This window comes from Clostridium pabulibutyricum, assembly GCF_058242705.1.
Genome location: NZ_JBZAYZ010000001.1, coordinates 542,653 through 559,959, shown reverse-complemented (window position 1 = coordinate 559,959; position 17,307 = coordinate 542,653). Strand labels below are relative to the sequence as shown.

The 17,307-nt window shown below is 35.1% G+C and carries 13 protein-coding genes; all 13 read right to left on the bottom strand.

The features are described from left to right. Positions 1-207: 207 nt before the first annotated feature. Positions 208-4,512, bottom strand: coding sequence for a PolC-type DNA polymerase III (locus tag AC4CVH_RS02850; protein ID WP_490786203.1), 4,305 nt, complete (start codon positions 4,510-4,512; stop codon positions 208-210). Between the two features lie 20 nt (positions 4,513-4,532). Beyond that, the gene (gene ispG, locus AC4CVH_RS02845) at positions 4,533-5,582 is read right to left on the bottom strand and encodes a flavodoxin-dependent (E)-4-hydroxy-3-methylbut-2-enyl-diphosphate synthase (protein WP_490786202.1); all 1,050 of its coding nucleotides are present in this window, start codon (positions 5,580-5,582) and stop codon (positions 4,533-4,535) included. A gap of 21 nt (positions 5,583-5,603) precedes the next feature. Next, positions 5,604-6,614: an RIP metalloprotease RseP gene (gene rseP, locus AC4CVH_RS02840; protein WP_490786201.1), complete on the bottom strand. Its 1,011-nt coding sequence runs from the start codon at positions 6,612-6,614 to the stop codon at positions 5,604-5,606. A 65-nt stretch (positions 6,615-6,679) separates the two neighbouring features. After that, positions 6,680-7,837, bottom strand: coding sequence for a 1-deoxy-D-xylulose-5-phosphate reductoisomerase (locus AC4CVH_RS02835; protein WP_490786200.1), 1,158 nt, complete (start codon positions 7,835-7,837; stop codon positions 6,680-6,682). A gap of 63 nt (positions 7,838-7,900) precedes the next feature. Then, positions 7,901-8,695, bottom strand: a complete 795-nt coding sequence (locus AC4CVH_RS02830) for a phosphatidate cytidylyltransferase (protein ID WP_490786199.1) — start codon at positions 8,693-8,695, stop codon at positions 7,901-7,903. A gap of 24 nt (positions 8,696-8,719) precedes the next feature. Continuing rightward, positions 8,720-9,481 (bottom strand): undecaprenyl pyrophosphate synthase, encoded by a 762-nt coding sequence (uppS, locus tag AC4CVH_RS02825; protein WP_490786198.1) that lies wholly within the window; start codon positions 9,479-9,481, stop codon positions 8,720-8,722. An 83-nt stretch (positions 9,482-9,564) separates the two neighbouring features. Further along, positions 9,565-10,122 carry a ribosome recycling factor gene (gene frr, locus AC4CVH_RS02820; protein WP_490786197.1) on the bottom strand — a complete coding sequence of 186 codons (558 nt, stop codon included), beginning with the start codon at positions 10,120-10,122 and terminating at the stop codon, positions 9,565-9,567. 21 nt (positions 10,123-10,143) lie between these two features. After that, the gene (pyrH, locus tag AC4CVH_RS02815; RefSeq protein WP_490786196.1) at positions 10,144-10,854 is read right to left on the bottom strand and encodes a UMP kinase; all 711 of its coding nucleotides are present in this window, start codon (positions 10,852-10,854) and stop codon (positions 10,144-10,146) included. Between the two features lie 98 nt (positions 10,855-10,952). After that, entirely contained in the window at positions 10,953-11,873 is a 921-nt protein-coding gene (gene tsf, locus AC4CVH_RS02810; protein WP_490786310.1) for a translation elongation factor Ts, read from the bottom strand. A gap of 89 nt (positions 11,874-11,962) precedes the next feature. Then, the gene (rpsB, locus tag AC4CVH_RS02805; RefSeq protein WP_490786195.1) at positions 11,963-12,664 is read right to left on the bottom strand and encodes a 30S ribosomal protein S2; all 702 of its coding nucleotides are present in this window, start codon (positions 12,662-12,664) and stop codon (positions 11,963-11,965) included. A gap of 138 nt (positions 12,665-12,802) precedes the next feature. After that, on the bottom strand, positions 12,803-13,579 hold the full coding sequence (gene codY, locus AC4CVH_RS02800; RefSeq protein WP_490786194.1) for a GTP-sensing pleiotropic transcriptional regulator CodY: 777 nt from the start codon (positions 13,577-13,579) through the stop codon (positions 12,803-12,805). A gap of 262 nt (positions 13,580-13,841) precedes the next feature. Further along, entirely contained in the window at positions 13,842-15,983 is a 2,142-nt protein-coding gene (topA, locus tag AC4CVH_RS02795; RefSeq protein ID WP_490786193.1) for a type I DNA topoisomerase, read from the bottom strand. A 92-nt stretch (positions 15,984-16,075) separates the two neighbouring features. Beyond that, positions 16,076-17,182, bottom strand: a complete 1,107-nt coding sequence (gene dprA, locus AC4CVH_RS02790) for a DNA-processing protein DprA (protein WP_490786192.1) — start codon at positions 17,180-17,182, stop codon at positions 16,076-16,078. Between the last annotated feature and the right edge of the window lie 125 nt (positions 17,183-17,307).

Genomic DNA, 17,307 nt, shown 5'->3' with positions numbered 1-17,307 from the left:
TATACATAGTTTAAACAATTCACGAGAAAAAATGTTAACGACTATAATTAAAAACGCAACTCACGCTGCGTTTTAACAAATAGAAAGAGTGGGTTAAAACCCACTCTGCAATTAAACAAAGTTCTGTAGAATTACTAGATTCATTCTATCATACTAAAATATTTATTTCAAGTCAAAAATTAATGGAGGTTTTAAAATCATACCCTCTCAGGCAAATAAACAAAGCTGGTTTGTTTCTGGAAGTCCCCTCAAACATCCATGACTCTCCAAAGTCTCCATTACGCTCTTTGAAACCTTCGCCCTTGATCTCATATCCTCCTTTGAAATAAACTCACCTTTGTCACGTGCATTCACTATATTTTGGGCAGCTCCTTCTCCCACTCCCTGAAGCGTATTTATTGGAATTCTTATTCCTGAATCTTCAATAATAAATTTAACAGAATCTGACTTGTATATGTCAACAGGCAAAAACTTTATGTTTCTCTTATACATTTCATATGAAAGTTCAAGTATTGTGAGAAGTCCCTTATCTTTTTGCGTTGCATTGTTTCCCATTGCATATATCTCATTCATTCTCTTCTTTATCGAATCTTCACCTTTTACAACTACATCAACATCAAATTCATCAGCTCTTACTGTAAAGTAGGTAGCATAGTAGGCCTCTGGATAATACACTTTAAAATATGCAATTCTCATGGCCATCATAACATAGGCTACGGCATGCCCCTTAGGAAACATGTATTTAATCTTTTTACATGATTCTATATACCAGTCGGGAACATCATGCTCCCTCATACAAGCTTCCCTTTCTTCTGTAAGCCCTTTGCCCTTTCTTACTTTCTCCATTATTGTAAAAGAATCTTTCTTTGGAAGACCTTTTGATATAAGATACATCATTATGTCATCCCTGCAGGCGATACAATCACTTAAAGTAGTGTAACCTTCCTTTATATAATACTGGGCATTATTGAGCCATACATTCGTACCATGGGAAAGTCCTGATATTCTGACAAGATCTGCAAAACTCTTCGGCTTGGTATCTATAAGCATCTGACGTACAAATTTCGTACCGAATTCAGGCAATCCATAGGTTCCAACAGGACATCCAAGTTCTTCCTCGGTAACTCCAAGTGCATCTGGTGACGTAAACAAACTTATAACTTTGGGATCTCCAAGTGGAATTTTCTTAGGATCCAGGCCTGTAAAATCTTGAAGCATCCTTAAAACTGTAGGATCATCATGTCCAAGTATGTCGAGTTTAAGAAGTCTTCCGCTTATTGAATGATAATCAAAGTGAGTGGTTATTATATCTGTATCATTATCATTTGCAGGATGCTGTACCGGAGTAAAATTGTATATTTCATTATCGCTTGGTACAACCATTACTCCTCCTGGATGCTGACCCGTTGTTCTCTTTATTCCTGTACATCCCATCGTAAGTCTCTCAATCTCAGCTTTCGGAACTATTATATTTCTTTCTGTAAGATACTTCTTTACATATCCGTATGCAGTCTTTTCCGCAACTGTTCCTATTGTACCTGCCTTGAAAACATGACCTTTACCAAAGATTACTTCGGTATATTTGTGTACAACTGACTGATATTCGCCTGAGAAATTAAGGTCTATATCCGGTTCCTTGTCACCGTTGAAACCAAGAAAAGTTTCAAAAGGTATATCATGTCCGTCACGCCTCATTTTTTCACCGCACTGAGGACAGTTTTTCTCTGGAAGATCAGCCCCTGAGCTCACAGAACCATCTGTAATAAATTCACTATGTTTGCATTTTGGGCACACATAATGCGGAGGAAGTCCGTTTACCTCTGTAATATTTGACATTGTAGCTACAAATGATGACCCCACAGATCCTCTTGATCCTACAAGATATCCATCCTGAGACGACTTTGCAACAAGTTTTTCTGCAATCAGATAAAGCACTGCATATCCATTGTTTATTATGGAATTAAGCTCCTTTTCAAGTCTGTTTCGAACTATTTCAGGAAGCTTTTCCCCATATATTGAATGTGCCTTTTTTAAAGTCATTTCTTTTATCTGTTCCTCTGCTCCTTCTATCTTAGGAGGAAATGTTTCATCAGGTATAGGTTTTACATTTTCTATCATATCTGCAATTTTAACTGTGTTATCAATCACTATTTCCTGTGCTTTTTCTTTCCCCAAATACAAAAATTCCCTCATCATCTCTTCTGTTGTTCTGAAATAAAGAGGAGGCTGGTCATCTGCATCTGAAAATCCCTGTCCCGCCATTATTATCCTTCTAAACACTTCATCTTTCGGATCCATAAAATGGACATCTCCCGTTGCCACCACAGGCAGACCATATTTTTCTCCAAGACAACATATCTTCTTGTTTATATATTTCAGTTCATCTTCATTTTTTGCAGTACCATTTTTGAGCATGAACTTGTTGTTCCCAATTGGCTGCACTTCAAGATAGTCATAGAATTCGAGTGTTTTTGACATTTCTTCATCACTTTTGCCTTTTAAAACCTCTCTATATACTTGACCTGCCTCACAAGCCCCTCCTATTATTAGCCCTTCTCTGTATTTCATAATAAGACTCTTTGGCATCCTAGGCCTCTTGAAGAAATAGTCTATATGGGAAAACGAAACAAGTTTATATAAATTTTTAAGTCCCGTCTGATTCTTTACCAGTATTATCAAGTGATATGTAGGCTGCTTTTTTATGTCTATATTCTTCAAATATTCCTCATTCATTTTAGAGAGATCATGTATTCCCATATTCTTTAGCATTTTAAAACATCTTAGCAGTATGTTTGCGGTTGCACCGGCATCATCCACAGCTCTATGGTGACTTTCAAGCGATATTCCAAGATGCTTGCATATCGTATCAAGTTTAAACCTTTTAAGCTCAGGGAATAAAAATCTTGAAAGTGGAACTGTATCAAGAATAGGATTTTTGAACTCTATATTCATAAGTCTGCAATACTTCTTTATAAAACCTGTATCAAAGTCTGCATTATGTGCCACAACTGTGGAGTCACCTATAAATTCCATAAATTTCGGAAGAACCTTCTCTATAGTATCAGCTCCCGAAACCATATCATCCGTTATATTTGTAAGATCAACAATATTTGCCGGTATTGGCACTTCGGGATTTACAAATTCACTGAACCTTCCTGTCTTCTCGCCATTTTCTATCTTTACTGCACCTATCTCTATTATTCTGTCATTTCTATTGGAAAGTCCAGTAGTTTCTATATCAAAAACTACATAGGTATCATCAATACTGACATTGTCCGCACCTTGTGCTGCTGGTATACTGTCGTCAACAAGATATGCCTCCACACCATATATCACTTTTATATTATTTTCTTTTGCAGCATTCATGGCTTCAGGATATGCTTGAACAACCCCGTGGTCAGTTATGGCTATGGCCTTGTGCCCATAAGACGCCGCTCTTTTTATAAGACTTGACGGTGAATTAACAGCATCCATTGCACTCATCTGAGTATGCAGATGAAGTTCCACTCTTTTTTCCTTTGAATTATCCTGTTTCTTTATTTGAATGGACTTAACTATGTCCCTTGCCATTATAACCATTTCTTTTGCATAAGGATCATTTACTGTTTCGCCTCTTACCATACAGTAAACGCCCTCTTTTATTTCATCTATTATTCTTTCAGTATCCTTCGCCTTTGGAAATAATTTCACAGTTATGGAACTCGTATAATCAGTTATATAAAATGCAATTATCTTTCTGCCTGTCTTTGTTTCAATAATTTCTCTTTTGAAGATAGTACCAAGTACAACTACGTTGCCTTGCAGTTCAACTATGGATTTTATTTCAACAGGTGATCCTGTTATAGGCCTTCCAACTATCACTGCACCTGATTTCGGTTTTTCCCTTACTGCAGGCTTACCGTAATTTTTTATACTTCCCTGTTTTGGGTTATTTGAGACTGACTGTCTACTTTCCATTATATTTTTTATGTATGTTTTTTCCCTATCCTGGCTTTCATTTAGAAATTTATCATTTTCAAGAGATGAGTCGTAAACAAGTGATACCTGACATTTTATATCAAATATCTCCTTGACTGCTTTTATCATTGTTCTCTCAAAATTCTTGTCTTTTAAAAAACTGCATAAAAAACTGTTACCACTATATATTTTTATGGTTTCATTTTCAATCTTTTTAGAGGCATTCATCAAAAAATTTTTACATACAGGAATATATGAAGAGAGTATATTTACAATTTCTATCCAGTATCTGCTGCAAACTCCCTCCAAAGATACATTTGATATATCTTTGTAACATATTATATCGATATATGGAAAGCATCCAAGTCTTTCCCCTACTATTTTCTTTATTTTTGATTTGATTTTAGAATTGATATCATTGGCAGATTTAATTATTATCTTCAACCTGTTGCTTTTTTTCAAATACTGTATTTTTTGCAATTTTACATCTTCGAGAATAATTTCGCTATCACGATCCATATTTTGCTGTAGAAGATTTACAATACTCGAGCTCATAATCCGCCCTCCTTACAAACCTACATGCTTTTAATTTCTTCCACCAGTGATTTCACAAGATCATTTTCAGGTACCTTTTTTATAATTTTCCCTTTTTTAAATATAAGCCCCTCGCCATTTCCTCCTGCTATTCCTATATCTGCCTCTCTTGCTTCACCCGGTCCATTTACAACACAGCCCATAATGGCCACTTTTATATCTTTTTTTATTCCGTGTATTTGTTTTTCAACTTCATGCGCTATTCCTATAAGATCAATTTCAGTTCTGCCACATGTAGGGCAGGACACAATATCAATTCCACCCCGTCGAATCCCGCAATCTTTGAGTATCTCACAGCCAACATGAACTTCTTCTTCAGGATCTCCAGTAAGAGACACACGTATTGTATCTCCTATTCCATCCATAAGAAGTGTACCAATTCCTATACTTGATTTAACTGTTCCTGTAAACCGCGTCCCCGCTTCAGTTACTCCAAGATGCAGGGGGTACTGTGTCATATTGGATATTTTCCTGTAACTTTCAATCATCTGAGCCACATTGGAAGATTTTATCGATATTACTATATTGTAAAATCCCGCCTCCTCAAGCATCGAAACATGATTCATTGCACTCTCGACGAGAGCATCGGAACAAACTTTTCCGTATTTTTTAAGCAAATCCCTGCCCAGAGAACCTGAATTCACACCAACTCTTATGGGTATGTCATGCTCACCGGCACTTTTGGCAACCTTCAATACTCTATCCATGCCGCCTATATTTCCAGGATTTATCCTGAGGCCCGACACTCCATTGTCTATCGACTTAAGCGCCAGTCTATAATCAAAATGCACATCAGCAACTACTGGTATTTGAGACTTTTTCACAATTGTCTCCAAAGCATCACAGGCTTCCATATCAGGTACCGCACATCTTACAATATCACATCCTGCATTTTCAAGTCTTTTTATCTGCCTTACAGTTTTATCGATATCTCTGGTATCTGTATTTGTCATCGACTGTACGGATACTTCTGAATCGCCGCCTATGAACATGTTTCCTAGCCTGATCTTTCTTGTTTTCCGTCTAATCATCTAACCTCTGCCCCTTCATAATCAAAATTGAATAGGATGAAGAATATCTTTTACCGTAACAAGCACCATAAGCATCATTAGTATTGCAAATCCAACATAATTTACCATTCCAAGCTTGTTCTGGTCAACTTTTTTTCCTGTTATCGTCTCGAAGAGAAACAAAAATATATATCCTCCATCAAGAGCTGGAAATGGTATCACATTAAATATGGCGAGCTGTATGCTTATATATGCACAGAATGCGAGTAAAGTTAAAATACCAGCCTTCGCCGCAGCACCTGAAAGTTTTATTATTGTAACAGGACCTCCTACATTGTTCATATCAGCTTTTCCTATAAAAAGCGTCTTAAAAAAGGCAAAAGTCTGTTTTATAAGGGATCTTGTTTCCATAAACCCATAAGCTATCGATTTTCCTATGCCTGGATGTTCAATCAATTTTCCATAGGCTCCAATCATATATCTTTTTTCTTTCTTATCGAAATATGGTTTTACAGAAACCTGCTTCAGCGAGTCCCCTCTTTTATATGTTATGTCTAAAGTATTTCCAGCATTCATATATATTTCCGTTGTAAAATCTTCCCATGTAAGAATCTTTGACTTGTTTACTTTTACTATTTTGTCTCCAACCTTAAGTCCGGCATGCTGAGCTGACTTGTCTGGCATTGTTCCATTTATAACAGGCATTGTATATCCCCTTTGCGAGGCAATAACTGAAAACAAAAGAACTCCAAGTACAAAATTCATTACAGGTCCTGCAACTACTATACTGAGTTTTCTAAGGGGAGATTTGTTGTTAAATGCTTTAGGATCCGTACTTTCCCCCTCATCCCCAAGCATCTTTACATAACCTCCTATAGGCAGAAGTCTTATTGAATACTTCGTCTCCTTGCCATCTATTGAAAACAGCTGAGGTCCCATTCCTATCGCAAATTCTTCCACAACAACTCCATTTATTTTTGCTAATGTAAAATGTCCCAACTCATGGATTAAAATCAGTACACCAAAGGCTATTATAGCTGCAATTATATACAAGCATCATTCCTCCTAAAATATATTAAGCTATCAACATATAGCTTGATAGCTATATCGTACCATTTTTATTCTGCATACTTAAAATTAACATACTCTCTTATTTTATATCCCAGATTTATTATATCTTCCACTTCATAGTCATCACTTTTTTCAAATTTGTTCATACAATCCTCCAGCACATCCATTATTGAAAGAAAGTCTATTTTCTTATGTAGGAAAAGTGAAACAGCTGCTTCATTTGCACAATTTAATATTGCAGGGGACGTTCCGCCGCTCCTTCCAGCCTCATAGGCAAGTCTAAGCGGTCTGAAAGTATCCATATCAGGCTTTTCAAAAGTGAGCTTTTTCAAATTATAAAAATCAAGTTTTTCAACCACAGCCTCTCGACGTGCAGGATAATTCATAGCATATTGTATTGGAAGTCTCATGTCTGTACTCCCCAGCTGTGCCATAACACTCCCATCCACGTATTCGACCATGGAGTGTATTATACTTTCCGGGTGGACTACAACATCTATATTCTCATAGGGCATCTCGAAAAGCCAATGTGCTTCTATAACCTCAAGGCCTTTATTCATAAGAGTGGCCGAATCCACCGTAAGTTTTTTTCCCATCTTCCAATTTGGATGATTTAATGCCTGATCTACAGTGACGCCTGAAAGTTGCTCTCTTTTTCTACCCCTAAAAGGTCCTCCCGAGGCAGTCAATATGATTCGACTGACTGTCTGATCTTCATTTCCCCTCAAGCACTGGAATATAGCCCCGTGTTCGGAGTCTACAGGTATTATCTTTGAATTATGCTTTTGAAGTTCTTCTTTTACTATACTGCCTCCTGCAACTAAAGTTTCTTTATTTGCAAGTGCTATTGTCTTATCTGCTCTTATGGCTTCTATGGTAGGAATAAGTCCAATCATTCCTACAACAGATGTAACAACTATATCAACGTCATCGAGAGACGCTATTTTACTAAGTCCATCAACACCACACATGACTTTTGTCTTCAATTTTTCTAGGCGGCAGTATTCTTCCAGACTGCTGCATGCTCTTTTATCCATTAAAACTGCATATTCAGGTTTAAATTCATTTATTATATTTATAAGACCATGGTAATTTTTATTTGCTGAAACCCCACACACTTTAAAATTTCCATTGCTCCTTCTGATTATATCAAGCGTCTGAGTACCTATAGAACCTGTTGCTCCAAGTATAGAAACTTTTTTCATCAAAACATCTCCTGTTATCTACTGTATGTTTAATTATATCATAATTTTTATTGTATATTCATGCTATAACTTTAAAAATATCATATAATAATACACTATTATTCCTGAAAACAGCACACTATCAAACCTATCAAGTATTCCTCCATGACCAGGTATAAGCTTGCTGTAGTCTTTTATTCCAGCATATCTTTTTATAGAAGATGCAAAGAGATCTCCAAATTGTGAAAATACACCACATAAAATTCCTATACCGATATAATGATAAATCAAGACAGGTACACCCATATAGATTGAAAACGCCCCGAATAATGTACATGCTATTGTGCTGCCTGCAATTCCTCCTATGGATCCCTCTACAGTTTTATTAGGACTCAACCTAGGACACAATTTCTTTTTTCCAAAAACTTTCCCTGAATAATAGGCACTTGTATCGCATATCCATGATGATATAAATATCAGCCATACAAAATAGTTTCCAAAATTTAAGTTGTTTACATATACTATGGAGCTAAAAAATACAGCCGGGTACAAAAATCCCATAACAGTAATTGATATATCCATAAAATTATATTTCAAATCAAGTACACTTATACACATAAGCGCAAATAAACTTATAATTATCATAAGAAATACAATTTTATAATTAACAGGATTTCCTATATATATGTAATAAATAATACACATAAAATATCCTATTTTCGAAATAGGATTACTGCCTTTTTTAGACGCCGCCCTGTAAAACTCATACATTCCCATTACCGCAAGAACCATTACCGAATATTTAAGATATATACCGCCTAAAAACAAAAATAAAATATAAGGAGCAATTATTAATGCTCCCACATATCTACTGTTCAAAGTAACACCTCCATAAAATGAAATCTATTTTATTCCACCAAATCTTCTATCCCTATGTTGATAGTCGTATATGGCCTTTCTCAAATCTTCGCGTCTAAAATCAGGCCAGCATATATTTGAGTACCAAAATTCCGAATAAGCACACTGCCAAAGAAAAAAATTGCTCAATCTTTGTTCTCCGCTTGGTCTTATTATAATGTCCGGATCAGGCATTCCTTTAGTGTAAAGATAATTTGAAATAGTGTCCTCTCCTATTTGACTTTTAGTCAATATGCCCTTTTCTATGTCTTCTTGCATAAGTTTAAATGCTCTTATAAGCTCTGCTCTTCCACCATAATTGAATGCCAAATTCAAAACGAGCCCTGTATTGGTTTTAGTATTTTCATATGCAATTTTAAGTTCTCTCTGACATATCTCTGGAAGCATTGATATATCCCCGATATGATTTATAACAACATTATTTTTATTGAGTTCATTAAATTCCTGTTTTAAATATTTGGCAAGCAGCTTCATGAGTGTTGAGACCTCTTCTTTTGGTCTCTTCCAGTTTTCTGTGGAAAAAGCATACAGGGTAAGATATTTTATATTAAGACTAGCACATTCCTTTACAATACCCCTTATATTTTCCACTCCTGCCCTATGTCCGAAAGCTCTTGGAAGTTTGCGTTTTTTAGCCCATCTTCCATTTCCGTCCATTATAATTCCTATATGCTTTGGAACATTCTCTTCATCTATATGTATTATAGTATCTGCATTATTATCTTTTTTATCAATGTCATTCAGCATCTAAAACATAACCCCTTTCCATTTTTAGTATTTGAAATAATTTTAATAAAACCTGCGAATCCGCAGGTTTAAAATATAATAAATTATACTGACATAACTTCATTTTCCTTAGATGCAGCTATATTTTCTATATCCTTTATAAATCCATCCGTCTTTTTCTGAACTTCTTCTTCTGCTTTTTTAAACTCGTCTTCAGTTATTTCATTATTTTTTTTCATGATCTTAAGTTTATCATTACAGTTCCTTCTTATTCCTCTGACAGCAACCTTAGACTCTTCCTCCGACTTTTTAACATTTTTAACTATCTGTTTTCTAGTTTCTTCTGTAAGTTCCGGAACAATAAGTCTTATAACTTCACCGTCATTTGACGGATTAATTCCCAAATCAGATTTCAATATAGCTTTTTCTATAGCTTTCAATGCACTTTTATCCCAAGGTTGTATTGAAAGAACTCTTGGTTCTGGTATTGATATATTTCCGAGCTGGTTTATCGGAGTATTCGCCCCATAATATTCCGCTTCTATTTTATCAAGCATTGCTGCACTTGCTCTCCCTGCTTTCATTGAAGCTAATTCTTTCTTCAAGGATTCTGTAGTTTTTTCCATTTTTTGTTCCATGGCTTTAAAAATATCTTTAATCATAAAAATACCTCCTAAAATTTGTTATTTGCAAACAACCGTTCCGATTTCTTCCCCTAGAACAGCTTTTGTTATATTTTCAGGTTTATCCAGTCCAAATACAAGTATTGGAATATTATTATCCATGCAAAGTGATGTTGCTGTAGAATCCATAACCTGAAGGCCCTTTTCAAGGACTTCTATATATGATAATTTATTAAATTTTTTAGCATCACTGCACTTGTGTGGGTCTTTATCATATACTCCATCAACTTTCTTTGCAAGAAGTATTACATCAGCTTCTATTTCTGCCGCACGAAGGGAAGCTGTAGTATCTGTTGAAAAATATGGATTGCCGGTGCCTGCTGCAAATATTACCACCCTTCCCTTCTCAAGATGTCTCATGGCCCTTCTTCGTATGAAAGGTTCCGCTACTTCCCTCATTTCAATAGCCGTCTGAACTCTTGTATTAACTCCTAGATTTTCAAGTGAATCTTGAAGAGCAAGCGCATTTATGCAAGTGGCAAGCATTCCCATATAATCTGCCGTAGTCCTGTCCATATCCTTTCCATTTCTTCCTCTCCATATATTGCCCCCGCCTACAACAGCCGCAACCTTCACGTCCATCTCTATAAGTTTTTTTATCTGCTTTGCTATTTCCTTAGTAACATCAAAATCTATACCATATCCATTTTTACCCGAAAGTGCTTCTCCTGAAAGCTTTAACATTACTCTTTTGTATTTAGACTCTTTCATTCCATTCCCTCCAAATCATTATCTAAAATAAATGCACAGGCAAGACCACACCTGCCCACTCTAAAAAAAGAGAACACACAGTGTCCTCTTTTCAGTTTCTATTTGCCTTCCATCTGTTTTTTTACTTCTTCTGCAAAATTTTCTTCTTTCTTTTCTATTCCTTCGCCTTTTTCAAATCTTACGAAATCAGAAACTTTTATAGGTGCTCCAACTTCTTTAGATTTGCTTTGAAGATATTTGCTTATAGTAAGATCTGAATCTTTTATCCATACTTGATCTACTAGGCAATTTTCTTTGTAGAATTTTTTAATTCTTCCTTCTACCATTCTTTCAACAATTTTCTCAGGTTTTCCTTCATTCAATGCCTGAACCCTGTATATTTCTTTTTCTTTTTCCAAAACTTCCTGATTAACTGAACTCTCATCCAAGAATCCAGGATTTGTTGCTGCAACCTGCATAGCAACTTCTTTAGCTATATCCTTGAGTTCATCACTGTCCTTGTCACATTCAACTTTAACAAGAACACCTATTCTTCCATCTCCATGAATATAACTTGCAATTGCTCCTTTTTCAACATCTATCTTCTTAAATCTTCTCACAGCCATATTCTCGCCCAACTTTGAAATAAGTTCTGTAAGTGCCTGTGATATAGTTTTATCAGTATCCAAAGCATACTTTTGATTTACAAATTCTTCAACTGAAGATGCATCTGTATCTGCTGCCTGTTTTGCAATTGTATTCGAAAATTCCATAAAATTTTTGTTAACAGCTACAAAATCAGTCTCACAGTTTACTTCAACCATTGAAGCTTTTTTACAGTTCTCAGAAACATAAGTACTTACAAGTCCTTCTGCTGCTGTTCTTCCTGCCTTTTTAGCAGCAGCTGCAAGACCTTTTTCCCTAAGTATCTCAATTGCTTTTTCAGAATCACCGTTTGCTTCAGTTAAAGCTTTCTTGCAATCCATCATTCCTGCTCCAGTTACTTCTCTTAAATCTTTTACCATTTTTGCAGTTATCATAAGTATTTCCCGATTTCGGCATAGTTCAAGACATGCCAATCTTCGGTTTTCAACTCCTTTCAATATCCGTATTTAATCCAAAGCTCATACTACTCTGCGAGTTGTTCTCCCTGTCTTCCTTCTACAACAGCATCTGCCATCTTTGAAGTTATCAATTTTACAGCTCTTATTGCATCATCATTTCCAGGTATAACATAATCTACCTCATCCGGATCACAGTTTGTATCAACTATAGCTACAACTGGTATTCCAAGAATTTTTGCTTCTGATATAGCATTTCTTTCTTTTCTAGGATCTACTACGAATATTGCTCCTAAGTTGTTTGCATCCATGGATTTTATTCCGCCCAAGTTTTTCTCAAGCTTTTCTTTTTCATTTTTTAATTTTATAACTTCTTTTTTAGGAAGAACTTCAAATGTTCCATCTTCCTCCATTTTTTCAAGGGATTCAAGTTTGTGAATTCTAGTTTTTATAGTTTGAAAATTTGTAAGCATTCCACCTAACCATCTGTTGTTAACATAAAACATGTCACTTCTAGTTGCTTCCTGTGCAATAGCTTCCTGTGCCTGTTTCTTTGTTCCAACAAACAACACATCTTTTCCGCTAAGTGCAACTTCCTTTACAAATTCATATGCTTTTTCTACTTTTTTTACTGTTTTCTGTAAATCTATTATGTAGATTCCATTTCTTTCAGTAAATATATACGGAGCCATTTTAGGGTTCCATCTTCTTGTTTGATGTCCAAAATGAACACCGGCCTCCAATAATTGTTTCATTGAAATAATTGACATAATTTTACCTCCTAGGTTTTCTCCTCCACAGTCTTTTCTCTTATAGCCTTACCTTTCGGCACCTTCTATAAATTAGACCGTGTGTGTAATTATTCTGTATGTAGTATATCATAACAGTCTTATCTATTCAATAAATTTCTATCTTATTTTTTTAAGTTCATCCAAAAGTTTGTCATTTAATATCTTTATGTGGGTTCCCTTCATTCCAAGTGATCTCGACTCTATTACACCTGCGCTCTCAAACTTTCTAAGAGCATTTACAATTACCGATCTTGTTATTCCAACTTTATCAGCTATCTTTGATGCAACAAGCAAACCCTCGTCCCCATCAAGTTCGTTGAATATGTGTTCTACAGCCTCAAGTTCAGAATATGAAAGAGTGCCTATTGCAAGCTGTACTACAGCCTTTTTCCTCGTTTCATGTTCTATCTCATCTGTTTTAGCTCTTAAAACTTCAAGGCCTATTATAGTCGAACTGTATTCTCCAAGAACCAAATCTTCCTCTATAAATTTGTCTTCCACTCTTGCAAGAAACAGAGTGGCAAACCTTTCACCCTTTCCAACTATAGGAACTACAGTAACGAACTTTTCTTCATCATTTATTTTTTCATCACCTATAAAACTGAAAAGCTCATTGTTTGTGATGTTCGAAATTGTTTCATTTATAGTCAAAAGCTTATTGTTGTATTTGTCTGAGAACTTCATATTGTTTATGAATTCACTGCTCAAATCGTTCCTTTCGAAATTTTCAGAAAAGTTATAACCCAGTATATCACCATTTTTTGCTACAATATAAACACTGCAGTTTAAAATTTCCCCCAAAAAATTGCATATATCATTAAAATCTACTGGATCAGTACCTGATTTTTGTAATATTTTGTTTAGCATTCTTGTCTTATTCAATAAAGACGTCATTTGATATTCCTCCTTAGAGTAATTTAAAATCAACGCTCAGCTGAAAAGTTACTGATGGTTATGTTTACATCACAAAAACTTTTCATGTATAACAAACTCCACAATTCCAAGCATATAGGAGTTCTTCATCGTCAAATTTAAGTTTAAAGTTTTTAAAATATTTAGAATTATCTCGTATCCTTAATTATGATAACATACTAGACTTCATAATTCAACCTGAATTTTCACTTAATCAAAGCACAAAGGAGGCACTACAGCCTCCCTATTCTTTGACTTTTTTCGTATCTTTCGAACTTTCTTTAGATTCATCATCATTTTCTTCAGTCTTATATTCTCTGTGTTTACATTCTGTGTTTGAACATTCAAGATAATTTCCTTTTGATTTACTGTATTTCTTGACCATATAACTGCCACATGACTTGCAAACTTCATTTGTCGGTTCAAACCAGCTTACAAAATCACAATCCGGGTAATTGCTGCACCCAAAGAATTTTCTTCCCTTTCTGCTTCTCTTTGCAACAACCTTTCCTTCACATTTTGGACATTTTACATCAAGTTCCTCAACTATAGGTTTGGTATTTTTACATTCAGGATATCCGGGACAGGCTAGAAAATCACCAAATCTACCATGTTTTATCACCATAAATTTTCCACACTTATCACATTTTATATCAGTTACTTTGTCCTCTATTGTTATTTTTGCTACTTCACGTTCAGCAGTTTCAATATCCTTTTTCAAAGGTTCAAAGAACTGTTCAACAACTTTTCTCCAATCTTCACTGCCAGCTTCAATGCTATCAAGTCTGCCTTCCATTTCTGCTGTAAATTCCACATCGACTATCTGCTTAAAGTATTCACTTACTATATTGTTGACTATATCCCCAAGTTCTGTTGGAAGAAGTGTTTTTTTCTCCCTTTCAACATACTTCCTGTCAAGAAGCGTAGATATTATAGGAGCATACGTGCTAGGTCTGCCTATGCCGTTTTCCTCCAGTGTCTTTACAAGAGACGCTTCAGAATATCTTGCAGGCGGTTGTGTAAAATGTTGTTTTCCCTCAATTGATTCTTTGGAAAGCAATTCATTTTTGGCAAGTTCTGGAAGCTTTGACTCATCCTTGTCTTCGCCCACAGAATAGTCGTATACCTTCATAAATCCATCAAAACTCACCTTTGATCCACTTGCCTTTAAACCATATGATCCATTTTCTATATCAACAGATCTTACATCAATTACACTTGAAGCCATCTGGCTTGCAACAAATCTTTTCCATATAAGATTGTAAATCTTATACTGTTCAGGCTTCAGATCCTTCTTTATTGAATCTGGTCTTATATTTACATTTGTAGGTCTCACAGCCTCATGAGCATCCTGTATATTTTTCTTCCCCTTAAAATTTCTAAAAGTGTTTGGAACATACTCTGTGCCAAAAGCATCTATTAAAAAATTCTTGCAGTCTTCCTGAGCTTCCTTTGCAATTCTAACGGAATCAGTTCTCATATATGTGATGAGTCCTATAGTTCCATATTTTTTTATATCCACACCTTCATAAAGTTGCTGCGCCACAGACATTGTCCTTTTGGTTGAAAAATTCAATCTTCTATAAGCATCCTGCTGAAGCGTACTAGTTGTAAAAGGCGGCAATGGATTTTTATTTTTAGTGGACTTTTTTATGTTCTTTACAATAAACTTTCCTGACTCCAGTTCATGTATTATATTGTCTGACTCTTCCTTATTCTTTATTTCAATTTTTTTCTTTTCAAAACTGGTGAGTCTTACCTTAAAACTATTTTTAGAAGACTTCCCCTCTTTATTTAAAATACACTCAACAGTCCAATATTCTTCAGGAACAAACTTTTTTATCTGTTTTTCCCTGTCGCATATCATTTTTAAAGCCACAGACTGAACTCTTCCTGCACTGAGTCCCCATTTTACCTTTCTCCAAAGTATTGGACTTATCTTGTATCCAACAAGTCTGTCAAGTACCCTTCTTGCCTGTTGGGCATCAACAAGATTCAAGTTTATCTTTCTCGCCTTTTTCAATGAACCTTTTACAGCACTTTTAGTTATCTCATTGAATTCTATTCTGCATTTTTCATTTTCATCAAGCTTTAATGCATAAAGAAGATGCCACGAAATTGCTTCACCCTCTCTATCAGGGTCTGTCGCAAGATATACCTTATCGCTTTTATTTGCCTCTCTTCTAAGTTTGCTTAGAAGTTTTCCCTTTCCTCTTATAGTTATATATTTTGGATTGTAGTTATTATCTACATCAACCCCAAGCTGGCTTTTGGGAAGATCTCTCACATGCCCCATGGAAGCTTCTACTACATAATTTTTTCCTAAATATTTTCCTATAGTTTTAGCTTTTGCCGGTGATTCTACTATAACTAATTTTTGTCCCATGACGAGCTCTGATTTTAAAATTACATCAGAGCATCTCACCCCCTCATTCTATTCAAAACTCTCTTTAATCCTCCTGGATTAAAAACATTTTTCTACATATTATTTATAATATTTTTCTCATCGCGAATTTTAACATAATAGTTACCTGAAAGACACATTATTAAATTTTTTAACTGCAACTCAAATAATAACTCATATAATTGTTTTATGTCAATATTAGTTATTCTTGAAATATCGTCAATATAGAGTGGTGTGTCCCCTATAACATCGTATACTTTTTTCTCGTATAAAGTGAGTGTATCCTCTTTATTATCGCGAATTCCTGTTTTTATACTATACTCAATGTCAAGTAGTTCGAAAAGATCTCCAACACATGTAAGAGGATAGGCTCCATCTTTTATAAGTTTATTGCTGCCCTTGCTCTGGAGGGAAAAAACAGACCCTGGAACTGCCATAACAGTCTTTCCCTGCTCCGCAGCCATATTAGCGGTTATAAGCGCACCACTTCTTTCCGCAGCTTCAACTACAACAACTACATCACTCAACCCGCTTATTATTCTGTTTCTTTTTGGAAAATTATATGCCATCGGTCCTGTGCCGGGTAAAAATTCCGATACAATGCACCCTTCTTCTGCAATTTTCCCGTATAATTCAAAATTTTCACGTGGATAAACAACATCCACCCCAGAGCCAAGCACTGCGCACGTATACCCTTCAGATGCCAAGCACCCATTATGTGCATGCGAATCTATTCCTCTCGCCATACCACTTATAACATTGACTCCATTTTCAGCTCCACTTCTTCCAAGTATTTCAGAGATACTTTTTCCATATACACTACACTTTCTAGATCCTACTACCCCTACAGAAAGTCCATCATTCAGTTTATTAATATCTCCTTTGTAAAACAATACCGCAGGAGAATCTCCATAATTTTTAAGTCTGTATGGATATGTATTTTCATTAAAGCTTACACTCCTTATTCTTTTCCTATAACATTCTTCAGCACAACGCTCCAATTTTTCCCTATCCCAGGATTTTTTTAATTTTTTATAAATTTTATTATCTATATTTATATGTCTATTGGAATATATCAAATTTATCCATGCATCCTGAGTATCTTTAAATTTTTTTATTATTTTTATTTTTAACCCGTCTGATAATCTTACGCTTGAAAACCACAAGTCGTATAAGTTCATATTATTTTCCTCCAATATACATTTTTTAAAATTTATTATCTTAATTATTAGCAATGATTTTAATTTTATTCTGAATATTTATCAAAATTTATTTTTGAAGTTTAAACATTTTTTATCTTGTCAAT